The organism is Moorena producens 3L (assembly GCF_000211815.1).
Taxonomy (GTDB): domain Bacteria; phylum Cyanobacteriota; class Cyanobacteriia; order Cyanobacteriales; family Coleofasciculaceae; genus Moorena; species Moorena producens.
Window position 1 is genome coordinate 181,242 of record NZ_GL890971.1, and the last position, 23,846, is coordinate 205,087.

22 protein-coding genes and 1 pseudogene are annotated in these 23,846 nt (G+C 43.5%); 13 read left to right on the forward strand and 10 right to left on the reverse strand.

What is annotated here, in order from left to right:
• Positions 1-43: 43 nt before the first annotated feature.
• Positions 44-1,627, forward strand: a complete 1,584-nt coding sequence (locus LYNGBM3L_RS31160) for an NAD(P)H-quinone oxidoreductase subunit 4 (protein WP_008190814.1) — start codon at positions 44-46, stop codon at positions 1,625-1,627.
• Positions 1,628-2,148: 521 nt separating this feature from the next.
• Positions 2,149-2,761: pseudogene (locus LYNGBM3L_RS50700) on the forward strand (Uma2 family endonuclease).
• 169 nt (positions 2,762-2,930) lie between these two features.
• Here the strand turns inward: LYNGBM3L_RS50700 and LYNGBM3L_RS31170 are convergent.
• The gene (locus LYNGBM3L_RS31170; protein WP_008190821.1) at positions 2,931-3,680 is read right to left on the reverse strand and encodes a Uma2 family endonuclease; all 750 of its coding nucleotides are present in this window, start codon (positions 3,678-3,680) and stop codon (positions 2,931-2,933) included.
• 83 nt (positions 3,681-3,763) lie between these two features.
• Positions 3,764-4,591, reverse strand: coding sequence for a Uma2 family endonuclease (locus LYNGBM3L_RS31175; protein WP_008190822.1), 828 nt, complete (start codon positions 4,589-4,591; stop codon positions 3,764-3,766).
• Between the two features lie 63 nt (positions 4,592-4,654).
• Between LYNGBM3L_RS31175 and LYNGBM3L_RS44700 the strand changes: the two genes are divergently transcribed.
• The 5 genes from LYNGBM3L_RS44700 (at position 4,655) to LYNGBM3L_RS31190 (ending at position 8,149) form a co-directional block, all read left to right on the forward strand.
• Positions 4,655-4,828, forward strand: coding sequence for a hypothetical protein (locus LYNGBM3L_RS44700; RefSeq protein ID WP_154659977.1), 174 nt, complete (start codon positions 4,655-4,657; stop codon positions 4,826-4,828).
• A gap of 263 nt (positions 4,829-5,091) precedes the next feature.
• A complete protein-coding gene (locus LYNGBM3L_RS49180) occupies positions 5,092-5,217 on the forward strand; it encodes a hypothetical protein (protein WP_267872122.1) in 126 nt (41 codons plus the stop codon).
• Positions 5,218-5,226: 9 nt separating this feature from the next.
• Positions 5,227-6,369, forward strand: coding sequence for an agmatine deiminase family protein (locus LYNGBM3L_RS31180; protein WP_202799283.1), 1,143 nt, complete (start codon positions 5,227-5,229; stop codon positions 6,367-6,369).
• 234 nt (positions 6,370-6,603) lie between these two features.
• Positions 6,604-7,089 (forward strand): TerB family tellurite resistance protein, encoded by a 486-nt coding sequence (locus tag LYNGBM3L_RS31185; RefSeq protein WP_008190826.1) that lies wholly within the window; start codon positions 6,604-6,606, stop codon positions 7,087-7,089.
• Between the two features lie 178 nt (positions 7,090-7,267).
• The gene (locus LYNGBM3L_RS31190; protein WP_008190827.1) at positions 7,268-8,149 is read left to right on the forward strand and encodes a tRNA-dependent cyclodipeptide synthase; all 882 of its coding nucleotides are present in this window, start codon (positions 7,268-7,270) and stop codon (positions 8,147-8,149) included.
• Between the two features lie 168 nt (positions 8,150-8,317).
• Here LYNGBM3L_RS31190 and LYNGBM3L_RS44705 read toward each other — a convergent pair whose 3' ends face one another.
• Positions 8,318-8,479 (reverse strand): hypothetical protein, encoded by a 162-nt coding sequence (locus tag LYNGBM3L_RS44705; protein ID WP_008190829.1) that lies wholly within the window; start codon positions 8,477-8,479, stop codon positions 8,318-8,320.
• Positions 8,480-8,628: 149 nt separating this feature from the next.
• Entirely contained in the window at positions 8,629-9,498 is an 870-nt protein-coding gene (locus LYNGBM3L_RS31195) for a Uma2 family endonuclease (protein WP_008190831.1), read from the reverse strand.
• 26 nt (positions 9,499-9,524) lie between these two features.
• Between LYNGBM3L_RS31195 and LYNGBM3L_RS42270 the strand changes: the two genes are divergently transcribed.
• Genes LYNGBM3L_RS42270 through LYNGBM3L_RS31200 form a run of 3 tightly spaced genes read left to right on the forward strand, consistent with a single transcriptional unit; the run spans position 9,525 to position 12,789 of the window.
• Positions 9,525-9,707, forward strand: coding sequence for a hypothetical protein (locus LYNGBM3L_RS42270; protein WP_131827218.1), 183 nt, complete (start codon positions 9,525-9,527; stop codon positions 9,705-9,707).
• A 23-nt stretch (positions 9,708-9,730) separates the two neighbouring features.
• Complete coding sequence (locus LYNGBM3L_RS48095) at positions 9,731-10,315, forward strand: hypothetical protein (protein WP_008190833.1); 585 nt, start codon at positions 9,731-9,733, stop codon at positions 10,313-10,315.
• Positions 10,297-12,789 carry an NACHT domain-containing protein gene (locus LYNGBM3L_RS31200; protein WP_411550863.1) on the forward strand — a complete coding sequence of 831 codons (2,493 nt, stop codon included), beginning with the start codon at positions 10,297-10,299 and terminating at the stop codon, positions 12,787-12,789. Before LYNGBM3L_RS48095 ends, LYNGBM3L_RS31200 begins: the two co-directional genes overlap by 19 nt.
• 511 nt (positions 12,790-13,300) lie before the next feature.
• On the opposite strand, the gene LYNGBM3L_RS31205 is transcribed toward LYNGBM3L_RS31200, so the two are convergent.
• A complete protein-coding gene (locus LYNGBM3L_RS31205) occupies positions 13,301-13,660 on the reverse strand; it encodes a hypothetical protein (protein ID WP_008190837.1) in 360 nt (119 codons plus the stop codon).
• Positions 13,661-14,395: 735 nt separating this feature from the next.
• On the opposite strand from LYNGBM3L_RS31205, the gene LYNGBM3L_RS31215 reads away from it, so the two are divergent.
• On the forward strand, positions 14,396-14,617 hold the full coding sequence (locus LYNGBM3L_RS31215; RefSeq protein ID WP_008190841.1) for a hypothetical protein: 222 nt from the start codon (positions 14,396-14,398) through the stop codon (positions 14,615-14,617).
• 271 nt (positions 14,618-14,888) lie between these two features.
• On the opposite strand, the gene LYNGBM3L_RS31220 is transcribed toward LYNGBM3L_RS31215, so the two are convergent.
• Both LYNGBM3L_RS31220 and LYNGBM3L_RS44710 read right to left on the reverse strand, forming a co-directional pair.
• On the reverse strand, positions 14,889-15,263 hold the full coding sequence (locus LYNGBM3L_RS31220; RefSeq protein ID WP_044495632.1) for a hypothetical protein: 375 nt from the start codon (positions 15,261-15,263) through the stop codon (positions 14,889-14,891).
• An 882-nt stretch (positions 15,264-16,145) separates the two neighbouring features.
• Positions 16,146-16,286, reverse strand: coding sequence for a hypothetical protein (locus LYNGBM3L_RS44710; RefSeq protein ID WP_154659978.1), 141 nt, complete (start codon positions 16,284-16,286; stop codon positions 16,146-16,148).
• Positions 16,287-16,364: 78 nt separating this feature from the next.
• Between LYNGBM3L_RS44710 and LYNGBM3L_RS31225 the strand changes: the two genes are divergently transcribed.
• Entirely contained in the window at positions 16,365-17,690 is a 1,326-nt protein-coding gene (locus LYNGBM3L_RS31225) for a type IV pilus twitching motility protein PilT (protein WP_008190847.1), read from the forward strand.
• Positions 17,691-17,945: 255 nt separating this feature from the next.
• Positions 17,946-18,893, forward strand: a complete 948-nt coding sequence (locus LYNGBM3L_RS31230; RefSeq protein WP_008190849.1) for a circadian clock KaiB family protein — start codon at positions 17,946-17,948, stop codon at positions 18,891-18,893.
• An 86-nt stretch (positions 18,894-18,979) separates the two neighbouring features.
• On the opposite strand, the gene LYNGBM3L_RS31235 is transcribed toward LYNGBM3L_RS31230, so the two are convergent.
• The 3 genes from LYNGBM3L_RS31235 to LYNGBM3L_RS48100 all read right to left on the reverse strand — a co-directional run.
• Complete coding sequence (locus tag LYNGBM3L_RS31235) at positions 18,980-20,698, reverse strand: ABC-F family ATP-binding cassette domain-containing protein (protein WP_008190851.1); 1,719 nt, start codon at positions 20,696-20,698, stop codon at positions 18,980-18,982.
• A 200-nt stretch (positions 20,699-20,898) separates the two neighbouring features.
• Positions 20,899-22,356 (reverse strand): zinc ribbon domain-containing protein, encoded by a 1,458-nt coding sequence (locus LYNGBM3L_RS31240; RefSeq protein ID WP_044495634.1) that lies wholly within the window; start codon positions 22,354-22,356, stop codon positions 20,899-20,901.
• Positions 22,357-22,914: 558 nt separating this feature from the next.
• On the reverse strand, positions 22,915-23,846 hold a 932-nt coding region (locus LYNGBM3L_RS48100; RefSeq protein ID WP_044495553.1), incomplete at its 5' end, for an ATP-binding cassette domain-containing protein.

The window sequence follows — 23,846 nt, forward strand, 5'->3', positions numbered from 1 at the left end:
ATTTGCAATTTTCTTTTGACCAATGGTGACTGACTAGTTGACTATGACAGATTTCCCCTGGCTAACAATAATTATTCTGTTTCCGATTGCGGCATCGCTTCTGATCCCGTTTCTGCCAGAAAAAAATGGGACTTGGGAGCGTTGGTACGCTTTAATTATTGGGTTAATTGATTTTGCCCTAATTGTCTATGCTTTTGTGACCCAATACGACCTGAGCAACCCAGAACTGCAACTGGTCGAAAAATACAGCTGGGTGCCTCAAATGGACTTGAATTGGTCAGTAGGTGTAGATGGCTTATCCATGCCTCTAGTGTTACTGACTGGCTTTATTACTACCCTAGCGATGCTGGCAGCTTGGCCGGTAACCTTCAAGCCTAAGCTGTTTTACTTCCTGATGTTGGCAATGTACGGTGGTCAGATTGCTGTATTTGCTGTTCAGGATATGCTGTTGTTCTTCTTGGTATGGGAACTGGAGTTAATTCCGGTTTACATGCTACTGTCAATCTGGGGGGGCAAAAAGCGTCTCTATGCAGCTACCAAGTTTATCCTCTACACCGCAGGGGGTTCCCTGTTTATCTTGCTAGCTGCCTTAGGCATGGCATTCTATGGAGATACCGTAACCTTTGATATGCGATCGCTAGCCCTCAAAGATTACGCCCTCAATTTCCAGCTATTGCTTTACGGAGGCTTCCTGATTGCTTACGGGGTCAAGCTACCCATCTTCCCTCTACATACCTGGTTACCAGATGCCCACGGGGAAGCCACAGCCCCGGTACACATGCTCCTGGCTGGAATTCTGCTGAAAATGGGGGGATATGCCCTCATCCGCATGAATGCTGGCATGCTACCCGATGCCCATGCCGTGTTTGCTCCGGTATTGGTGATTTTAGGGATTGTCAATATTGTCTACGCTGCCCTTACCTCCTTTGCCCAGCGTAATCTCAAGCGTAAGATTGCTTACTCATCCATTTCCCATATGGGATTTGTCTTAATTGGTATTGCTTCCTTTACCGACTTAGGCATGAGTGGGGCAGTGATGCAAATGATTTCCCACGGTTTAATCGGTGCCAGCCTATTCTTCTTAGTAGGAGCTACCTATGACCGTACCCATACCTTGATGCTCGATGAGATGGGGGGTGTTGGTAAGAGAATGGGCAAAATGTTCGCCATGTGGACAACCTGTTCCATGGCATCCTTAGCATTACCCGGAATGAGTGGGTTTGTGGCAGAAGTGATGGTGTTTGTTGGCTTTGCTACCAGTGATGCTTACGGTTCCTTCTTCAAGGTATTAGTGATCGTCCTGGCAGCTGTCGGGGTTATCTTAACACCAATTTACCTGCTCTCGATGCTGCGCGAGATTTTATACGGTCCGGAAAACAAGGAATTAGTCGCCCACGAAGCCTTGATTGATGCGGAACCTCGGGAAGTGTTTATTATTGCCTGTCTATTAGTACCAATTATCGGGATTGGTTTGTATCCGAAAATTGTGACTCAGATCTATGACGCTACCACAGTCCAGCTAACCGCACGACTCCGCAACTCTGTACCAACCTTGGTCAACGAACCACCAGTAGCACTAGAAAATGCTCCAATAGTTTCTTTCGCTCCACCCATTAGTCCTCGTTAAGGATTGATATTTTACTGTTGACTAGCTAGTAGCAAAAACTAGTAGGGTGGGCAAAAACAGTTCTATTTTTTTGAGCTTGTAGGGTGGGCAAAAACAATTCTATTTTGTTGATTCTTTTAGACTCGATTACTTTGCCCACCCTACTAGTGCTTAACAAATTAGTAGGGTTTATTAATGTAGTAATGTAGGGGGAGTATGAACCAACCCCTACATTTTTTTGTTGAAAAATACACTAACTATAGTTAATGTTCTCTTCCCTTAGAGAAGCTCTTGCCAGCGATCGCTTAACCAAAACTTTAGAATAGAATAAACGTAAGCATTCAGCCGTCAGCCGTCAGCCGTCAGCTTTAGACTCACGCTGCTTGAGGTGCTTATTTTGTTCAAAAGCTAGCTGTTTGGTGTAGCGTGCGCTATGGGTATAAATTGTTTACGTAGCGTCGCCACAAGCTTTTGGCTGATAGCTGATAGCTGAGAGCTGAATGCTTACGAAGAAACTCTTTTATGCGGGAAGTAGCTAAATCATGACAGTAGCCACCACACCTGTTGAAACTAATCCCATTGTGCTGAGGATGCCTCCAGCATTGGATATGGATGATGACCAATTTTTTGAGTTTTGTCAGGTTAATCGAGATTTACGTATTGAACGTACATTAGACGGAAAAATAATTGTTATGCCCCCAACAGGAGGTGAAACATCTGACAGAAATTCCGACATTAATTTTCAGCTACGGTTATGGAACCGCCAAACAAAGCTAGGGAAGGTTTTTGAGTCTTCTTGTGGCAATAAGGCTGCCCAATGGGGCAGATCGTTCTCCTGATGCATCTTGGCTCAAGCTGGAGCGCTGGGAATCCCTGAGTAAAGAAGAAAGAAAAAAATTTATTCCTCTGTGCCCAGATTTTGTGATTGAGTTGCGTTCCCCCAGTGATAGGGTAAAAGATCTCAAGGAGAAGATGGAGGAGTACATGGACAATGGTGCGAGGTTGGGGTGGTTGATTGAGCCAAATAGTCGTCGGGTGTATATTTACCGTCCTGGTGCTGATGTGGAGCAATTGGAAAATCCCGCTACGGTGAAGGGGGATGATTCGGTGCTGCCTGGTTTTGTCATGGTTATGGAAGAAATTTGGGAAGCTTGAGGAGTGGCACGTTCGTAAGCATTCAGCTATCAGCTATCAGCGTGTCGCGTATCAGCTTATGGGCTACGCGCACGCTACGCCAATGGCTGACAGCTGACGGCTGACGGCTGAATTCTTAAACACTTTCAGCCTACTCCCTTCGCTCCTCCTTATCCAAAACTGACCTTAGTTATTCTTGCAGTCTGTGATTAATGTCTTCTACTGATAAGCTCAAGGCTTCAGCTATCTGTTCCACACTTAACCCTAATCCTAATAAATGGGAAATAGCTTTCTGTAGTGCTTGTTCAGTTTGCTGTAGTGCTTGTTCAGCTTCCTGATAAGCCATGTCCAGTTCTTGAAAGTTTAATAGCTTTTTTCCCAACTTCGGATCGAAAAACTCTAGTTTTCCCTGATTCACTTGAAGTTCTAAACCTAAGACTTCACTGTAAATCGAGAAATCTTCATCTCCTAAAGGTTTGCTAGCTATAGGCTCATAGTTTCCCTCCACCAGACGTAATCCTTTCAGGGGTGGTTGGAGATAATCTTCCACAGGGTCATACTGCATGTATTCTAATACTCCCATATCTTGGTATGTTTGGCGATTAAATCTTTGATCAGTTCCCTTAGTATTTATTGAAGTTACTTCTAATATCCAACTCGGTAAATTTCCTCCTTCTTCCCAAACTTTGTAGTGTTTTCGTAGTTTATTTTCTACTCCGAAAATTACAAATACATCAGGCTCAATTACCGCATCATATACGCCTTCTAGGTAGTAAATCGATAAGTTGCCGGAAACATAAACATCGTCTCGATTTTTGAAATAGTTTTTCAAGGCTTCTACGCCATAAATGATATAATCTCGGTTAGGGTCACTTTCTGCCATTGGTGTACCATTAGTATTGCGATAAAAAAATTTAGGTTTTAATTGCTCATTAGTCATTGGTGATTAGAACAGGGAACAGGGAATAGGGAATAGGGAATAGGGAGCAGGGAATAGGGAATAGGTAAGGGGGAATAACCAATTTAAAGGTGACGGTTAACCTCTGGCACTGATAAATTTAGTGCTTCAGCTATCTGTTCAACAGTCAAGCCTAAGCTTAATAACTGGGAAATAGCATTCTGTAGCCCTTCTTCCGCTCGTTGTCGGGCTTGAGCTTCAGCAGCTCGCTCTAACTCCGCTTGTTGTCGGGCTTGAGCTTCTGTGGTTTGCTCTAACTTTGCTCGCTGATAAGCTATCTCCAGTTCTTGAAAATTTAATAGCTTTGTACCCAGCTTCTGATCAAAAAATTCTAGTTTTCCCTGATGCACTTGAAGCTCTAGACCTAAGACTTCACTATCAATAGAAAAATCTCCATCCCCTAAAGACTTGCTGGGGATAGGTTTATACTTTCCCTTCACCAAAAGTAATCCCTTAAGTGGCGGGTTAAGATAATCCCCAGTAGGGTCATACTGAAAGTATTCTAATACTCCCATAGTTTGGTATAGTTGGCTTTTTGTGGTTTGATCACTATTCCGGCTGCTTTTTGAGGTTATTTCTAATACCCAACTGGGCAGTTTTCCTCCCTCTTCCCAAGTTTTGTAGCTTCTTCGCTGTTTGTTTTCTACGCCAAAAACCACAAATACATCGGGAGAGACTACCTGATCGGGTTCTCCTTTCTGGTAGTAAATAAATAAGTTACCGGAAACATAAACATCTTCCCGATTTTTGAAATAACTTTTTAAGGCGTTTACCCCATAAATCAGATAATCCCGAGTAGGATCACTTTCTGTCATAGGCTTACCATCACTGTCGGGGTAGAAAATTTCGGTTTTGAGTTCGTCAGTTACTTTAGTAATAGGTACTTTAGTCATAGGAAAGACACCATTCGATTAAAATTGAAACTAGAAACTTGAAACTTAACAAATTAACCGGACTTGGTATTAGTGAGTAAGCAGTCAGCGGTCAGCGGTCAGCGGTCAGCGTGGCACAGGCTTTGGCCTTGGCCTTTCGGCCACGCTACGCGAATGGCCACGCTGTGCGAACGAAGCTGTGACTTCACTGAGATTAAACCAATGCTTACCTGTTTGATTCAAAAGCTGTTCCCATAGCGCATTAGCTGATAGCTGATAGCTGATAGCTGATAGCTGATAGCTGATAGCTTACATTAGTGAGCATTTTCTGTATGGGAAATAAGGGTAATGGTAAAAAGACTTTCCCCATTACCCAAAGGTGTAATTGCAATCACACCGCATTACAGAATCTCTAATTACCTTAATTTGACCATCAGTAGAAAAAACAGATCACCTGTCACTGGACATTTGAGCCACTCTATGATACCGCTGCTAGCATTGACCATCAAAAAGTGTGTTAAGTGTCGGAAGTGTCGGAAGTGTTGGAAGTATGGCAGGATTCCGACTCCCGACTCCCGACTCCCGACTCCCGACTCCCGACTCCCGACTCCGGACTCCCGACCCAAGTGATAAGTACTCTAGAATAGATACACGCTATGTTGAATCGTCGAAGGTTACTAAAGTTAAGTCTTGTTTCAGCTGCTAGTGCCTTGGGTATGTCAGCAGTCTGCTCAAGGGTGAGAACTGAGGTTAGTAGTAGAATGCCGGACTATAGCAGCAGTGGAGTTACGTTATTACAGCAGACAACACCCCTTGAGGATGGCTTTTTCTTTCCAGCGGAATGGCAGCCCCATGAATTCACGATCATGGTGTTTCCTCCAGCTCAGAATTGGAAAGGCTATGGTCTGAAGAAGGCAAGGCGGGAATGGGCAGCAGTGGCGAATGCTGTCAATGAGTTTGAACCGGTTTCGATGGTTGTTCATCCTCAAGACAAGGGTGTGGCTAAAGGCTTGTTGAGTTCAGATATCGAACTAATTGAATTTCCCGTAAACGATGGCTGGGCCAGGGATTCCGGTCCAATGTTTTTGGTGAACGGCAAGGGTTCACGTCGGGTAGCTGGGTTTACGTTCAACGGTTGGGGTGGTAAGTTTCCCCCCTATCAGGACGATGCTTTACTTAAGGCGCGATTGTGCCACTATCTTGATACAACCATGTACTCATCCTCTCTAGTGTTGGAGGGCGGTGGTGTCACATTAGATGGTGAAGGCACTATTATCACTACTGAGGAATGTTTACTTAACCCTAATCGCAATCCCACGATGAGTAAGTCTCAAGTTGAGAGACTTTTGAAGGACTATCTCGGGGCTGAAACAGTGGTTTGGCTGGGTCGTGGTATCGTACCTGATCCCGTGACAGATGGACATGTGGATGGCATTTGCGCATTTGCCGCACCTGGATTGGTCTTACTCCATAGCACTGATGATGCTAATGATCCAAATTACAAGATTTGTCGGGATGCTAAGCATCGATTACAACAAAGTACTGATGCTCGTGGACGTAAGTTTGAGATTGTTGAGATTCCTCTTGGCTTAGATATTGCTCACATGAATTTTTACATTGCTAATGGTGCGGTAATCGTTCCGATTGCTGGTGACTCCAGCCAAGATGATGCTCCCCTTGCTATTCTGCGTGAGGTTTTCCCTGGGCGGAAGGTTGTTGGTGTAAATAGTCTGATTCTGGCTGAAGGTGGAGGAGGAATTCATTGTATTACCCAACAGGTACCTGTGGCTAATAGCTAAAATAATTTAAGCAAAATTTAACAAACAGTCTATGATTTTAGTACAGTTTTATATTATAAATTATTAGATAGTTTTCTTGATAATCTTCTCAAACTACAGGTGATTAACCTCAAAGTATTGAGTTTTATAAACTTGACTTGACAAACAGGGGGTTTACCCCATGCTCCCATCAATTTATCTTGTGGTAGAATAAATTTGCTCAAAACACCTAAATCAAAAACAGAGAGGAAAACTATGACAAGTGGAAAAAGTCTCCAGCCGACCCCATATGGTAATAAGAGATATAACATTACTAAACCAATTGATTTTGAGGTAGCCATGAATTACGGCGGTACTTTAATGGCAATTGCTGGAGCAGATGGCGAACTGGCAGAAGGAGAATTCCAGTGGTATATTGACGAACAGCAAATGAACTTTGTTGAATCTGCAGAATACATTGAAGCGCTCCGCCAATTCGATTGGAAAAATGCTAACGTTGAGGAGCTATTGAGTGGGATAAAGTATGACTTTCCGCTGAATTTTCGCCGAAGCATGTTGTACCAAGCGATCAAGATGTGTCGAGCGGATGGTAATTACCATGACAAAGAAAAAGCATCTGTGGCTAAAGCGGCGGAGATTTTAGGGATTGAAAAAACCATGGCGGTGAGCCTTGAGTCTCTGGCAGAACTAGAAGATTCAGCGGAGCGATTGCGCCTTTCCTTATTTGAAACCGACGTTTAATTCGGCTGTAAGCATTCAGCCGTAAACTGTCAGCCGTCAGCTGTCAGCTGACGGCCAAAAACATCTAATACCAAATCTGGTTATGATAGAGTAATTAAACAAATATTAAAATCCTCTCTAGGCAAGGATTTTGATTGTTTTGAATAAAGTCTCAGTCAAGGGGATTTGGTATAACAGAATGAGTAGCCACAGGGACGAAGAAACGATCATTGAAAATTTTGACTGGAATCAGCTTTCACTAGAACAGTTGAAGTTGCTTCAGTCTCAAATAATCAAAGCAATCGATCTTAAGATACGCGACTTAAAGTTGACCCAATCTACTGCCAATCTGAGCAAAGTTCATAGGTATAAGGCAAGCTTAGCTAAGGTCTTCCCTCGTCGCCTACGTAGCTCCCTCTCTGATTATCAAAACTGTTTTTTCATTATCAGTCTGGGAAGCAGAAACTTCGTTGATAGTGAGCGACTCGAAGCCTCAATTAAATGGATTAGCGAACACTTCAAAGCTTGCCTAGTACTAGTTTGCGATAGTATCTACCGATTGACAATCGAGCTTAGACAGGGACTTAAAGGGGATGAAGCTTGGCTGGAAGCAATTCGCACTGGAGAGACCTTTATTAATCAAAACCGTTTCTTGTTCCAGCAATACTCTGGAAGTTGTCAATTCCAATTCCAGATGGCTTCCCAAATAGAGAACCAATCAGAATTTGAGATCTATTACAAAGACTTTCAGGGTCTTTATCAAAAGGATGAATCCTTTCAAAGGATGGTAAACTCCTTTGCCCAAACCTATCTTAATCGGGGGGAACAGTCAGAAGAAGAGGAAGTAGAGCAGCTTCTCCAAAGGCAAAAGCACCTGGCGATCACCTACCTGCTGGAAGAGTCAGCTGTGTTTACCTGCCTTGCTAAAGAAGGATGGCCAGTTTTTGTTTATCCTGGGTCAATTAAAACTTTTGAAGAAATTGCGGAAGGGTTGCACCCAGAGGTTCCTTTACCTCTCAAGCAAATGATCTGGGTCAGCCTGCGTCTTAAAAGGAAGGCTACTGCTGGAGAAAGCATCTAAGGGCTTTGAGGTCAATGGTGGTTGCAGAATCGGGAATCGGGAATCGGGAATCGGGAATCGGGAACAGGGAACAGGTAAAAAATCCTGTGTACCTCATAGGTATGGAAAACGCGATCAGATAACAGGAGGTATTTGAAATTATGACTTCTGACTCCTGACTTCAGCCTTTCAAAAGATTCCATGGAATTCACCAGCCTCGAATCTTTTTCTCAATTCCTGGCGCTGAATTTTGCCGATCCCTGTTTTCGGAATCGTCTCTTTGGGAACGGGAATCAGGTAATCTGGATTTAACCCAATCGTGTTCACAACGGTTTTCCGAATTTTCGCCATGCACTGCGTTTAAGGAATTATCGTCAGTATCAGTAGCACTGAAAAAGATTGCCAATCTATCAGTATTGTCCCCAATTATCCGAACATAATCTAACCCACCACCGGGTCAAACAGCTTTAATGAGATACACCCACCAACTCAGACAGGGGTTAAATTTCATCGGGATTAATACCCATCTGTCGTAACCGTTCTGCTAATTGTTCAGCTCGTTGGTGTTCCTGTTCAGCTCGTTGGTGTTCCTGTTCAGCTCGTTGTTGAGCCAGTTCCTTCTCTTGACGTTCCTGTTCAGCTCGTTGTTGAGCCAGTTCAGCTCGTTGCCGTTCCTGTTCAGCTCGAAGACGTTCAAGTTCTGCCTCAGTAGGAATCCAATTTCCCTGTTGATCATACCAACGTAGCCACAACCGATTCAATCCCCGATATTGACCAAGCCATAGTCCTAAACCCAATTGCAACTCAGGCATCCAAAATTGGGAATTGTCTAATGTTTGTGGTTGATAGCTGCCGCCATCTAACTTAAAAAGTTGTAATTCGTTACTGACTCGGTCAAAGGTAACATAGTAGGGAATCGCTAAAATTTGCTCGTACACTTCCCATTTCGTTGGTGGTTCTCCCGTTCGTTCACTGTAACCAAGGTCTTGATCTTTGGTGCTGGCAGAGAGCAACTCTATGGCCACAATTGGTCTGACGTCTTCTTGCCAGATCACATAACTCATTCTGAGCTCTCGTCCCTGGTAAAATCGGGAAATCCCCACTACAGCAAACCAATCCGGTCGTTTGTACCAAGCGGTATGGTTGGGGTCATAATATAAATTTAAGTCACTGGCCACAAAAACGCGATCGCTCTCATAATTGGGAGGGCGAAAGGTCTCACTACACAGTTGTGGTTGCCAAAGATGAAATTCGTCAGGCAAACCCGGTTCCTCGGGATCTTCACTGGGTAAATCATACATGGTGGGCAGGGTTTCTTTGGCCGGATGAGGGAGAATAACCTGCTCAAATAAGGGTTTGGCAACAGACATGAGATTACCTCAATTTTTTCCGACTCATGATTTTGATTTTAGCAACTGTCGGTAAGCATTTAGCCGTCAGCTGTCAGCTGTCAGCCATCAGCTGTGCTCCCTGTTCCCAGATCCGCTGTTCCCAGATCCGAAGTTCCCTACTCCCTACTCCCTACTCCCTACTCCCTACTCCCTACTCCCTTTTCCCTTTGCTCTATACTAATAGATAAACTAAAAAACAAATACCAATATCATGCTGGATTGGTTAGCAGTTTGGGGAATTTCTAGTGCCGGTGGCTATCTCGCCAAAGAAGTGATCGGTCCCTTGGCCAAAGAAGCTCTAGAAGACTACACCAAAGATTTTTTCAAAGAATCCATCAAAGACTATACTGGACTATCGGATCAAAATACCCAGAAAAAACTCTTCGGTAAAGCTTTAAAAGAATTTGTAGCCTTAGTTGAAAGAGAATTGGAAGATGCTGAGTTATCCAAGCAAGAATTAAAACAGTATACTAAACCCCTCAAGCAGTATATTAAAAACAAATCCATTAAAGCTATCCTAGGAAGTGCGTTTAAATATGGCTGTCAACACATAGATACCGAGACATTAACCAAGACTTGGATTGAGCTTAAGTTATTACCATTACCAGAAGAATTTCGTTGGAAGTATATTGCTAGACAGTATCTCAAGCAAGTACACACTATCATCCGGGAGTCGGATCAGTTACGGCCTATCCGAGATTCCCAAACCTTGGATGCGATTAGCCCGAAGGGCTACGCTACGCGATCGCAAAAAACACTAACGCTACCGCAGGCATTATCCCAGACTTTGACTTAAGCACCTATCAAGAAGGACTTCTAGAGCGCTACGGTAATCTGAGCTTAGATAGTTTAGATACCAATGCTTGTGCCTATAACGAACTAAAACTCTGGAAAATATTTATCCCTCAAAATGTGCGAGAGGTTCATGACCTGATGCCGTCAGCTATTCATGAACTGCCTAAGGATTATTATCGAAAACTCCTAGAGAGTGGTCAACTAGATCAGGAAATTGACAAAGAGGAGTTGAAACGAGCCAAAGAGATTTATCATCAACAGCCGGTTAAATCCGTATTAGATGTTATTAATGAGTCTCAAGGTTATCCCTATTTGGTAGTTTTAGGAGACCCAGGCTCCGGTAAATCTACCTTGCTGCAATATTTAGCATTAAATTGGGCAAGAACGGATCTGACTACTGCCCTTTCTCTACCAATTCCCTTACTGATTGAATTACGTACCTATATCCGCAATCGCGATAGTGGACAGTGTAATAACTTCTTGGAATTTTGCAATCAAAGCAGTGGAGCGATATGTCATCTCAATCAACATCAACTGCATCACCAGTTAAAGGCTGGTAACGTATTAGTGATGTTTGATAGCTTGGATGAAGTCTTTGAGCCAGGGAAACGAGAAGATGTGATTACGGATATTCATCGCTTTACCAATACCTATCCTAAGGTAAGAGTAATTGTTACATCTCGCGTCATTGGTTATAAATCCCAACGGCTACGAAATGCTCAATTTCGTCATGTGATGCTCCAAGACTTGGAGTCAGAACAAATTCAAACCTTTATCGAGCACTGGCACGAGTTAACCTTTACTAATCAAGCCGATAAAGTTAGGAAACGCGAGCGCTTACAAAAAGCAATAGACACATCACCTCCAATTCGACAACTGGCGCAAAATCCCCTATTATTAACTATGATGGCAATCCTGAACCGCAATCAAGAATTGCCTCGTGACCGCTCTGAACTCTACAACCAAGCGTCTCGATTACTGCTCCATCAATGGGATGTGGAACGAGCATTACTAGAAGATAATCGTGTTGATCCCAAGACGATTGATTATAAAGATAAGCAACAAATGCTTGGAAAAGTGGCATATTTTATGCATGAAAATCAAGCAGGGTTAGCGGGAAATCTGATTAGTGGAGAGGATTTAGAAAGGATTATCAAAGATGAGCTGAAATTACGGGAGGTTACTAATCCCAGAGCCGTTGCTAAGGTAATGATTAATCAGTTGCGCACCCGCAATTTTATCTTGTGTTTCATGGGAGCCGATTACTACGCCTTTGTGCATCGGACATTTTTGGAATATTTCTGTGCTTGGGAATTTGTCAGTAAATTTGAAAAAAAACAGGAAATTTCCCTAGAACATTTGAAAAACGAGGTATTTGGTAAACACTGGCAGGATGAATCTTGGCATGAAGTGATCAAGTTGATTGTGGGCATGATTGATTCCAAGAAAGGTGGAGAGATTATTGAGTATTTGATGGCAAAAGATGGAGAAGGGGATAAGTTTCATAATTTATTTCTGGCAGGGGATTGTTTGTCTGAAGTCAGGAATCGGTATGATATTAAATCAACGGATACTGAATTACTGAATTGCTTCAAAGACTTAATTCACTATGATCTAAATTATGATTATAAAAAGTATGAATATCAGGGATTCTTAGTCCGTTATATACGCACTACAGCTGTTGTAGGAGTAGCCACCCATTGGCAAGACCATCGAGATACCTTACCCCTACTTCAAGTATCGGCTCGCTCCGATACTGATTCGGATGTGCGAGGTACAGCAATTTACCAGTTAGCTCAATGTTACCAAGACCATCGAGATACTTTACCCCTACTTCAAGTATCGGCTTGCTCTGATCAGCATTGGTGGGTGCGAGGTATTGCAATTGAACAATTAGCTCAAGGTTACCAAGACCACCCAGATACCTTACCCCTACTTCAAGAATCCGCTCGCTCTGATCAGATTTCGTGGGTGCGACGTACAGCACTTGAACAGTTAGCTCAAGCTTACCAAGACCACCGAGATACCTTAGCCCTACTTCAACAATCCGCTCGCTCTGATAAAAATTCGTCGGTGCGACTTACAGCAATTGAACAGTTAGCTCAAGGTTACCAAGACCACCCAGATACCTTAGCCATACTTCAAGAATCGGTTCGTTCTGATAAAGATTCCTGGCTGCGAAGTACAGCAATTGAACAGTTAGCTCAAGCTTGGCACGATCAGCCTTGGTTATGGGAATTTTTATGCGTTCGCGTAGCGGCTCTTTCAGAGCATCGCATTCTCCATGACCCCTTTGAGCGTGATCAAGACGAGGATTACGACAATGTCAATCCTCGACAAGTAGCCCTTCAGGCCATCCTGAAATATTATCCTAACCATTCCCAAACCCGGTCTTTATTGAAAAATAGAGCAGAGCATGACCCCGATCCTAAACTGCGGGAATTTGCTCAAGAGAAATTAGCAAAGTTACGCTAGTTCTGATAGTAATCAAGTATACAGGATTTTTTACCTGTTACCTGATTTACTAAAATTCTTAACTGATTTACCTCACCTTATTGATAACTGCTATCTATTATCAATAAGGTTTCAAAAAGGCTTGATAAGTATTATGAAATATAGTAAATTGCTTAACAGCAAGTAAATACTCCCAAAGTCGAAAACCTTGGGAGAGTCATTTTAGGTTACATTAAATCCAGTCTAGCATCCCTATTTTAATTGTGAAAATAAAACCATGGGAATAGATTCTAATTTAGAATGTAGAATTTATAATTTAGAATTTGTAAGCAGGTATACAAAATTGATTACACATTTCACAAAATTAAAAACCTTACAATGTCAGGATTACAGAAATTGAGAGTAGGTAATTAATTCTGTGTAGGTGTTTAATTCTACATTCTTAATTCTACATTCTTAATTCTACATTCTTAATTCTACATTCTTAATTCTACATTCTACCTTCTACATTCTTAATTCTACATTCTTAATTCTACATTCTGCCTTCAAGACCCTTCGACAACAATCGCTCCAATAACGGTTTAGGAATTGTCTCGAAATCCTCCAACAAGAGATCCATAATGGCCAGATGGCGCAAGTGACCAGGAGTGGGAGGGTAACAGCGACGACTGGTGTTAAACCAGCCGTTAACGGTGTGAACGGAACAAGAGCAGATTAAAGCCATATCTTCCCGACTCAAGTCCCACTTATTGTAAAACCGTTGCGGTGTCATACCCAATTCGGAGTAACTGTAAAGTCGGATCAAGATTTGCTCGCGCTCGGTAATGGGATAGGGATAGGAATACTCGCCCTTTAACTCCCTCTGTTGTGCAAGCTGTTCCAGGCGCTCCATTGTGCTACGCACACGCTATGCGAAAGCTTCGTGATAATCGATGGGATGATAAACGAATCGTTTTTTTGGCATGATAGAGTTACCTCCATTTAACTTGGGGGGGAGAGCCGCGCTTCCAGGTTGGTGGCCGATGATCGCGGCTCTTTTTCCAATGATTATAGTATAACCAATGGCTACTATTCTTGTCAACAATAAAATCAAAAAAATCAAGGTAATTTACATAAAAGTTAATAATTATTTAAAATATAACGATTAGAATGGTAGTTTTTTTAGCTAGTAGCTTAAATCTGGATCATGGCAGTATAAACTTAGTGATTGCCCCAAGTTAAAAATTTACTTATCAAGGTAGGAAACAGGGAACAGTGATAATATTTGATTTTTTAAGTACTGAAATTGATTGTTATATTATGTCGGGATAATTACCCTTAATAAAAAGGGTGCATCTCAGTGTCTTGATGCAAAGCGCGAGTGGGGGAAACCACGGCAAAGCGCGAGTGGGGGGAACCCCCTTTGGCGGCGCTGCCTCCCCTGTTCCGAAGCTGCATCACTTTTGCAATTAGGCAAAAATTCGGGCGAAAATTCCCACACTCCTCACACTCCCCGCGCCCGGGCCCCACACTTCCCACACTTCCGATCTTTTTTACAAATATGAGATGCACCCAATAAAAATCTCCCCCATCTGGCCATCTGGCCATCTGGCCATCTGGCCAGATGAGGAGATGAGGAGAATGGTAATTGGTAGCGAAGCAACCGTTAACCTTTGACCAACCTTTTGACAACCTTCGACAACCTTCGCAACCTGCAACCTTCACCCAGCACCTTCACCTGCAACCGTCAACCAACCTTCAACCTTCAACCTGCAACCGTCAACCAACCTTCAACCTTCAACCTTCAACCTGCAACCTGCAACCTGCAACCTGCAACCTGCAACCTTCAACCTTCGTAGGATACTCTTGAATGTTCTCATCAAAAAACCCGGTCAAGACCGGGAAAATTGCTGAAAAACCAATCAACTTACCAAAGCTTGGCTTTATTACAAAAAATCGTGGAATGTTTGGAAGCCCCGTCTATGAACGGGCAGGGTGCTGACCCTTGATGACCTTTAGACGGAAAAGAGAAAACACTCCCACACCTTGTACCCTTTTTTGAGATCCTAGAAGGTCATCAATTATTAACATTCCGAGACTTGGGTCAGCTCACAAACCTTCTATGTGACTATCTGATCATGTTACCTGATAATGTTACAGGTGAGGGGGCAAGCCGCATAAACGGGAGTCTGGATCAGATCAGGCTCGCCATGTAGCCAATTTAACCAACGAACTTCCTGAGGATGAACCCCCTTAAAGGTTAAGACTCCTGCACCTAATATCACTGCTAAAACATTTACTCCAATCATACTACCTGCTACTAGTAATACAGCACTAACCGGCAGAATCGATTGTAGAGCGATCGCTAACAGAGCGCCGGTGGTCACCATCAATACAATCAACGGAAAACCGACAACCAGTAAGCAAACTGCCAAGGTAAATGCCCAAATTAAAAAGCTTTTGACCACTGCTAATGAATCAGTTTGTGTCAAGCTTTGACTTGTGGTTAATGCCATGGTGTTTTCTCCAGTAATCATTAAAAAAATGAATTGACAGTGTCTGTCATTCATTGACAGGGTCTGTCTTTGAGTAAATTCTTTGATTGGAAATTTTCTAGGTGAGTTTCAGTATAGGTAAAATTTTGATGAAGATGAACCTTTTGTCAAAAAAGTTTACAGTCAACTCGTCCGACCTATGTATCAAAATTGTTACAATCGTTAAAAGCCGGAAATTATTGGTTATCTTAAGACAGACCCATAATCTACCATTAGACAGATGAAGCAATTTTTGATCGCTGATACATGGACCGAAGATATAGACCCAATCAGTTATAGGGTTATAGTTAGAGTTATATAGACCGAATCAGTTATAGAGATAAGTTATAGAGTCGCAAGAACAAGAAAGGGAACTAGGGTCACCGAATCGGATCAGGATGGGTGAGGGGTTGACTCCGATTTGCTTAACATTTATTATACTTTGCTTAATATTTTTTATCCAAATTGAATAGTTTTCTAATATTAAGCATAATTACTGATAATTAAGGATAATTACTCATATTAGGTATTTGTGATTAGGACTTTCCCCCCCGTCCCTTGCTCAACCCTAATCTTAGGGGTGCTTTGAATCAATGGGGCCCTTTGCTTGCGCCCTGACGGCTTGCGCCCCGCCCTCAAGGTGATCTTAAATCTGGTCTTGAGCAGGGGAGAGGGTTTTAGAGCTTTTCCTGCTTACTCAAAAAGAAACAATCACAAACAATAACAAACAATTAGATGGTGACAGCTGACGAATTTCAAAACATACATAGTCCTATAAACACATCACCTCCTCACCATTTATAGCTCGAAGAAATGAAATTGGTCTATAGCGTTTCTCATACTTATCAGGTACACTCAATTTTCTTACCCCGACTCCCGACTCCCTCGGTGCGCTTGACCCGTAATTAAATTCGCCACGGGTCGCACCGCTCCCGACTCCCGACTCCCATTAACCCAGGACGAAAATCCCTTACCTAAGGTAGAACTGTTATAAGTTATACTCAACCCTAACTGTTGGGAAAACTTAATGTAAGAGTTTGTAAAATAAATTCTCGTAGCCCAACTGTAGTTGGTAGTTGAAAGATGACAGACCCACAGCGTTCACCCCGGATTGCACCAGCACCACCGCCTTCGAATATAGCGTCTAGACCAGTATCTGCTCAAGCCAATCAATCGAGACCTGCACAACCAAGAGCCATGGCTCCAAGAAGCAGTCAAGCCGGTGCCGCAGTAGCCTCACGCCCTCGGCCTGTGGCCACAGCAGCTCAGAATTCAGCCACTAACGTCCAAGCAAAACCATCCGCCAATCAGCACCAGCAGACACCCCATAGCATCGGTCTGCCCCCTGGACAGTCAAGCTTAGAAAGCATTGTCCGTGAGGCTTTTGAGAAAGGAGTGTCTGATATTCATCTAGGTGTTGGTGAAACTCCCCGTTTCCGGAGTCGCGGTGAAATGGAGCCAACCGAATATCCACTCACCGATCACGCAACATTTAACTGTTGGCTCAAGGAAGTAATGACTGATGAAGAAATCCGGCGCTTTAGAGAAGAGTTGGAATTTGATGGGGCAACTCAGTACGAGTTTAGTCGGGTAAGGATTAATGTCTTCGATAGCCTTCTTGGTCCTGCCATGGTCTTGCGGATTATTCCCCTGAAGATATTGACCCTTGAGCAGTTGCGGTTGCCACCAATCCTGAAAGATGTCTGTCATTACCATAAAGGTCTCATTTTGGTCACCGGTCCCACAGGTTCCGGAAAATCTACCAGCATGGCCGCAATGATAGACTATATGAACAAAGAGATGGCGCGGCATATAATTACCATTGAAGACCCCATTGAATTTATCCACCAAAGTCGAAAATCTCTGGTTAAACAGCGGGAAGTAGGAATGCATACCCGTAAATTTGACCGGGCGTTGAAAGCCGCTTTGCGGGAAGACCCCGATGTGATTCTGATTGGGGAAATGCGAGATCGAGAAACAGTCAATACAGCTCTGAAAGCTGCTCAAACTGGTCACTTGGTCATGGGTACTTTGCATACCAACAGTGCCGTGAAAACCATTGAGCGGATTCTCAATCTCTACAATCCAGAAGAACAGGCTCCCATGCGGGTGTCCATATCAGAAGCCCTAGTAGGAGTCATTTCCCAAGGGTTGTGCCGTACTACCGATGGCAAGCGTGCTGCTTTTCATGACATCCTGATTAATACTGAATCCATTAAGGATTACATCCTCAAGGGCAAATACGAAGAAATTGAACAACTGATGGCGGACAGTGAATTTGACGGTATGGTTACCGTAAATAAATCCTTGTTCGCTCTTTACCAAGAGGGGCGTATTACTGAGGAAACTGCCTTGGAAAAGTCACCCACTCCCAACGAGATTGCAATGATGTTGCGCGGTCGGATTTAGGGATTAGGCAGGCTTGTATAGGGATTAGGAATTAGGGATACTGACTTAACCCCTAAAACCTAACCCCTAATATCATGTCCGGATAATTAGTGATGAAAAACCTTCTCCCTTCAAACCTTACTCCTTTCCTTCAGCAAAGCTGCCTTCTGCCCTCTGCCTTCGATTTACCAAAGTGTAAGTATTCAAACGGACATGATATCACACCATTACCGTAACACCTTGACCATCAAAACTAAATTGACATAGTACTAGCATATGCTGGATGAAACCCCCTCGCCCCAACTGTTTAAAGGTATTGCTATATTTACACCAGGGGAAGATCTAGTGTATAGCATTGACTTTAATAAGCAGAGTCACTGGCACCTGCATCTGTGTGCGAGTTTACAGGAAATACTGGGGTTACCAGAGCCACCTCATTTTTTAGTCCCCGGATATACTGCTACCATTGATCGGTGGATTGACCCTCAAACCAATCAGTTGCGCATGTCAGCAGAAATTCATTGGTTGGTGCAACATCATCAGGCATTGTTAAATGCCGTATTTGGCACTGACAACCTGATTTGGCAAGTAGCCCCTTGGGAGGAAGAGTCCTGTGACCCGGCGGTGCTAGAAACTTATCGCAATCAGTTTCCCCAACTTTGGGAAAACCACGACTTGATCCTGCGCATTGACCGCCCAGAGCCATTATCCTACTACGATACAGAAGAGGTTTTGCCAGAAAGGGTTACTAATCAAAACTCTGGGAGATGGTCACCTCAGCAGCATTTGAGAGCTATTGAAAAGCTGCCGGGTTTATCTAAGTCTGCCACTGATAGTACAGACTCACTGACTGTCACCGATGTCACCAAACCTGATTCTTTATCCAGGATGTCCCTGCCTGATGTGTCTCACTCCCAGGCACAACCTACCCATAGCTATGTCCTGCGTTTGTTCGTTTGCGGACATAGTACAGAAACTGAGTATACTCTCAAGAGTCTATACCAGTTGTTAGAGAATCATTTAGGTCATCCCTATACCCTAAAAATTATTGATGTTTTCAAGCACCCAGAACTCGCAGAAAGTGATCAGATCTCAGCTACACCGACACTACTCAGAGTATGGCCCGAGCCTGTCCGGCGGATTGTCGGTGATTTGAACGATATTGATCAGGTATTGCAGAGATTAACCAGCAATATAGTTGACTCCTCAGCACTTAAGCAATAAGCTTTTAATCGGTAATTTTAATCGGTAATAGGTAATATAGCAGTTCTCAATTGGGTATTGAAAACTGCTATATGTTACTTTTGTTGTTACTTTTGTTTAGCAGCAGCTTTCTTTTTGGTCTTTTTAGTCTTTTTGCTAGCATTTGCCGCTTTTTTAGCCGCTTTGGCCGCAGCGATCGCTTTTAACCGAGCTTCTTCTTTTTCCTGGGCAATCTTTTCAAGATAGTAGTGGTAATCTCCCAGATAGGTACAGAATTCGCCATCCCGGATTTCCACTATTTTTTTGGCCACTTTCGAGATAAAATAGCGGTCGTGGGAAACAATAATTACTGTACCATCATAGGTACCGAGTGCTTCCTCCAACATTTCTTTGGCTGGGATATCCAGGTGATTAGTCGGCTCATCCAGAATTAGTAAATTAGCAGGACAAAGGAGCATTTTGGCTAAGGCCAGGCGGGCTTTTTCGCCTCCACTAAGGGACTCAACCTTTTTATATACCGTGTCCCCAGTAAACAGAAACCGTCCCAATAGGGTACGCACTTCCTGATTTTTCCAGTCTGGGACTTCATCATGGATGGTTTCCATGACCGTTTTGCTCAATTCTAGGGCTTCTGCTTGATTCTGCTCAAAGTAACCAGGAATCACATTGTGTTTGCCCAGTCCTACTATCCCTTCTGTTGGCTTTTCCATTCCCATGATCATCCGGAGTAAGGTGGATTTACCGCAACCATTGGGACCGATGAAGGCAATGCGATCGCCCCGTTCAATCAACAAGTCTGCTCCCAGAAATAAAATCTTGTCATCATAGTCATGGACTAAATCCTTGATTTTGACTACCTCAAAACCACTACGAGGGGCAGGAGGGAATTGGAATTTGAGAGTTTTGAGATTAGCAGTTGGGGCTTCTATCCGTTCAGTTTTTTCTAATTGTTTCTCTCGGCTTTTGGCTTGGGTAGACCGGGTTGCACTAGCACGGAAACGCTCAATAAAGGCTTGCTGCTTTTCTATTTCCTTTTGTTGACGCTCGTAGCTACTCAGTTGAGCTGCCTGCATCTCGGCTTTCTGCTGGAGATAAGCTGAGTAATTGCCTAGGTAGGTAGTCGAGACACCCCGTTCGGTTTCTACAATTTGGGTACAGAGGCGGTCAAGAAACTCCCGGTCGTGAGATACTATTACCATTGGGGTCTTCAGACCCTTGAGATACTTTTCTAACCATTCGATGGTTTCCAAGTCAAGATGGTTAGTCGGCTCGTCCATTAGTAGGACGTCTGGCTTCTGGAGCAGGATTTTGCCTAAACTCATGCGCATTTGCCAGCCACCACTGAAAGCACTCACTAAGCGATCGCTATCCTCTGGCTCAAATCCCATCTCCGGCAAGATCTTGTCAATTTTTGCTTGTAAGCCATAACCATCGAGGGCTTCAAATTGGCGCTGCAACCTATCTAGTTTTCTAATCAGCCCTTCCAATTCTGCTTCATCAGCCATTTCCATGGCGTTTTGGACTTGTAGCATTTCGGAGTGTACGTGGTTAGCTTCCTTAAATACCGTCCAGAATTCTGCTGAGACCGTGCGGGTTGGGTCTACTTCAAATTCTTGGGTGAGGTAAGCGATATGAAGACTGGCAGGACGGATAACAACGCCGCTGGTGGGTTCCATCTCTCCAGCAATAATTTTCAGTTGGGTAGATTTCCCGGCACCATTGACGCCAACTAAGCCAATGCGATCGCCTGGTTTAACTTCCCAGTTGACATCCTTTAGAACTTCGCCAGTGGGGTATACTTTACTAATTTGTTCGAGTCGCAGCATTAAGATGTCTCCAAGGAAAATTTTAGCTGGGGACTTTTATTCCTGATCCCAAGTTGCTGTCGGGTTGAGATACTCTTAAACCGTGATTAATCGGGATAAACCCGGATTTAACGGTCAAGGTACAATTTATTGTTGTCCGAGTGAGGAGTGGTTAGACGGTAATTGGAGTTAAACCTACCACCCAGCTATCTGGACGTTCCTCACATCTCGATGAGGAGTTGCTTGAAAGCCTGAGTCTTACTATGTTTGGAGTTAAGCCAACCAAGCTCAACTGCATCAGCTAGACTCAATCCCAACCCTTTCAAGAAACGCGCGGTACGACGCAACAACACGGCCTGAACCTCAGTCCTAGAAGAGAACCGAGAAATCTCGAAGTCCGTACCCCTCGCAAGGATGTTCTTGGCAGCATTGTGGTCAGCCGGCAACACGACCCCATCAAATCCGGTAAAACTGTCCCCAGTCCTTTTCCCTAATAGGGTTCCATTCCTGGAGTCAATTTGCGACGTGTAACTAGGCTGAACTTCCGTGACAACCGAGCCAGTCCAGTCAGCCCATTTTTGCAGGGAGTCTCGCATCTGTCCAATCATCCAGCTATTGAGCTTGCGAGACATGGCCAACGACTGGCGCTTATTCTTAATTGGTTGTGTTAAATCTTCTGCAAAAACTTTTAACGCTCTTCCTCCAACTAGTGACTTGGAGGCAGCTCCGAGTACTGACTGTATTTCTGATTGATCTTGCTTGTAACGTTTGTTCTCGGTTTTTCTGCTCAGATTATTTCTTAATATTCGAGCTGATTTAGCTGGGTCTAACTTTTCTAATTTTCTATGAAGTGCCCAAAGCTTTCCTCTTTTTCGGTTCTTGGCACATATTCTATCTGATTTCTTGCTTAGCAAGACTCCTAAGCCTTTCCCATGAGCCTTGCCTTCCGAATCATAGAAGGCTTCTGTGTAACCTTTGTCTACTCCTATCTCGCGAGGTCTTCGAACAGATTCGACTCTTCCATGGTCAACCAAGAAATGAATCTCAAATTGTTGAGACTGGTTATTATATATCAGTCTGATCTGACCTTTTACTTTTCTGTTACTTTTGACAACGATCTTGTTTCTTTTTCTACTCGTTAATCCAGCTATTTCCAGCTGGTATGTATTAGGAGAAAGTCTTTTGCACTTGTATCCTACTTGTTGATAAACCATCTGATTGTCAACCCAAGAATGACCTCTTTTAAATTCTTTCCTGACAAGCCGGTGAAGTAGTGGGTTCTCCAGGAAAGCTAAGGTTTTAAGCTGCGTGGCATATTCTTTTCTACACTTTTCGTTTTCTTTTCCGGGAAATCTTTTGTAGATCTTTTTAATTACAGCATCGGAGGAAGCTGCCTGCTGAGCTGTGATTGCCTTGGCTACATCGTTGATCGTCCAATCCATCAATTTAGCCGGTAAGCCCAGGGTTTCAGGAGTCCTAAAGCTTTTGATCTCGGGGATAGCCTTTTTCCAATCCATCCCCCAATGGCTAATGCTACCTAGCTTGTTGTAAGACTCGGCTCTAACGATGCCTAGCTTCTTGATCGTAGAGAACCACTCTTGCTTGACCGAATTATTCATTCCCACTACGGGAACGACTTGAGTCGATATTTTCTTGGTTGTCCCCAACTTTCTTGGCATCATTAACTGCTGTTTCTTACTTCTCCATCTTACCCTAGCGCTACAAAAATGTCCATGTCCGTTTTGAGGTGTTAAATCCCGATTTGTACCGCTTTATTGGCGTTTAAGCGCGAGACTACAGAAGTTTGGTTGACAGGGATTCCCCTGTTCCTTTGACCATTAGTCCTTCTTAGTTTTCCCATCTACAGCAGATTATCCCCGGAAACCGCCACCTACAGTAGACCTCTTGCATCAATGGTGCCAAGCCCCCATTATCCCCTGCCCAGATTTGGGGGGCTAGGGAGGCAAAAACATGATTTATGCAATAAGTCTAGTGATAGAGTTTACGAGCCAGGATGTTTTTGGTGATCGTAACAAAAATTCATCATGACTGGTAGTACCTCCAAACCACTGACGAACAATTGAACGTTGATCAGCTGTCACCTCAATTATGCGTATGGAACGGTAGGCTCGCAACGGTATAATCACAGCGCTGGTGATCTAAATTATGCACCTCAAGTAGCGTGACCTACGGTCAATCCCGTAGCGTGGCCGTAGGCCAATCGCAACGGTTGTGATCTAAAATTCCCGTTCCGCCAACTCCATCCAACGCTCAGTTGCTGTATCAATTTCCTGAGTCAAGGCTTCCAAGGTCTGATAAAGTGCCTGGACCTCACTGGTATTTTTGGGAGGAGATTGATAAAGGGTTTTCTCCAACTCAGCTTTCTGAGCTTCCAGTTGGGGAATCTGACTTTCGAGTTGATCAAATTCCCGCCTTTCCCAATTAGACAGCCGACGGGGTTTGTTATTACTCGATGATTTTTTAGTGGACGGCTCGACCTTAGAGGATTCAGCCTTTTTCCCTTGAGTCTGAGCCATCTGTTGGGCTAGTTTTGCTTCTTCTTCTCGCTTATAATCGATATAAAGGGAATAATTACCAGGATACTGGCGTACCTTACCCTCAGATTCAAAGGCAAAGATTTTATCTACGCTGCGGTCTAGGAAATAGCGGTCGTGGGAGACAATAATCACACAACCATTAAACCCCTCTAGATACTCCTCCAGTACAGCTAGAGTTTGTACATCTAAATCATTAGTGGGCTCGTCAAGAATAAGTACATTGGGAGAACTCATCAGTACTTGCAACAGAAACAAGCGACGTTTCTCTCCACCGGAAAGCTTATGAATTGGTGCATACTGTTGGGTGGGAGGAAATAAGAAACGCTCCAGCATCTGTGAGGCACTGATCAATGTGCCATCAGCGGTTGTCACATACTCTGCTACGTCTTTAAGGTAATCAATTACCCGTTGATTTTGATTAAGAGCTTCGAGCAAATCTTCTGAATGCTGGTCAAAGTAACCGATATAAATGGTGGAACCAATTTCTATTTTACCAGCATCGGGCTGAATGCGTCCAGTAATAATATCCATTAGGGTAGATTTCCCTACGCCATTCCCACCAATAATGCCAACTCGGTCATCGGGACTAAATTCGTAGGTAAAATCTTTGA

Bases quoted from the DNA above. Each gene is read 5' to 3' on its own strand.
- LYNGBM3L_RS44705 (WP_008190829.1), bottom strand. From the start codon at position 8,479: ATGGCGAAAATTCGGAAAACCGTTGTGAACACGATTGGGTTAAATCCA.
- LYNGBM3L_RS31230 (WP_008190849.1), top strand. From the start codon at position 17,946: ATGCTGGATGAAACCCCCTCGCCCCAACTGTTTAAAGGTATTGCTATA.
- LYNGBM3L_RS48095 (WP_008190833.1), top strand. From the start codon at position 9,731: ATGCTGGATTGGTTAGCAGTTTGGGGAATTTCTAGTGCCGGTGGCTAT.
- LYNGBM3L_RS31180 (WP_202799283.1), top strand. From the start codon at position 5,227: ATGTTGAATCGTCGAAGGTTACTAAAGTTAAGTCTTGTTTCAGCTGCT.
- LYNGBM3L_RS31225 (WP_008190847.1), top strand. From the start codon at position 16,365: ATGACAGACCCACAGCGTTCACCCCGGATTGCACCAGCACCACCGCCT.
- LYNGBM3L_RS31170 (WP_008190821.1), bottom strand. From the start codon at position 3,680: ATGACTAATGAGCAATTAAAACCTAAATTTTTTTATCGCAATACTAAT.
- LYNGBM3L_RS31160 (WP_008190814.1), top strand. From the start codon at position 44: ATGACAGATTTCCCCTGGCTAACAATAATTATTCTGTTTCCGATTGCG.
- LYNGBM3L_RS31195 (WP_008190831.1), bottom strand. From the start codon at position 9,498: ATGTCTGTTGCCAAACCCTTATTTGAGCAGGTTATTCTCCCTCATCCG.
- LYNGBM3L_RS31220 (WP_044495632.1), bottom strand. From the start codon at position 15,263: ATGGCATTAACCACAAGTCAAAGCTTGACACAAACTGATTCATTAGCA.
- LYNGBM3L_RS31185 (WP_008190826.1), top strand. From the start codon at position 6,604: ATGACAAGTGGAAAAAGTCTCCAGCCGACCCCATATGGTAATAAGAGA.
- LYNGBM3L_RS31190 (WP_008190827.1), top strand. From the start codon at position 7,268: ATGAGTAGCCACAGGGACGAAGAAACGATCATTGAAAATTTTGACTGG.
- LYNGBM3L_RS31205 (WP_008190837.1), bottom strand. From the start codon at position 13,660: ATGGAGCGCCTGGAACAGCTTGCACAACAGAGGGAGTTAAAGGGCGAG.
- LYNGBM3L_RS31235 (WP_008190851.1), bottom strand. From the start codon at position 20,698: ATGCTGCGACTCGAACAAATTAGTAAAGTATACCCCACTGGCGAAGTT.
- LYNGBM3L_RS31175 (WP_008190822.1), bottom strand. From the start codon at position 4,591: ATGACTAAAGTACCTATTACTAAAGTAACTGACGAACTCAAAACCGAA.
- LYNGBM3L_RS42270 (WP_131827218.1), top strand. From the start codon at position 9,525: ATGATTTTGATTTTAGCAACTGTCGGTAAGCATTTAGCCGTCAGCTGT.
- LYNGBM3L_RS31240 (WP_044495634.1), bottom strand. From the start codon at position 22,356: ATGCCAAGAAAGTTGGGGACAACCAAGAAAATATCGACTCAAGTCGTT.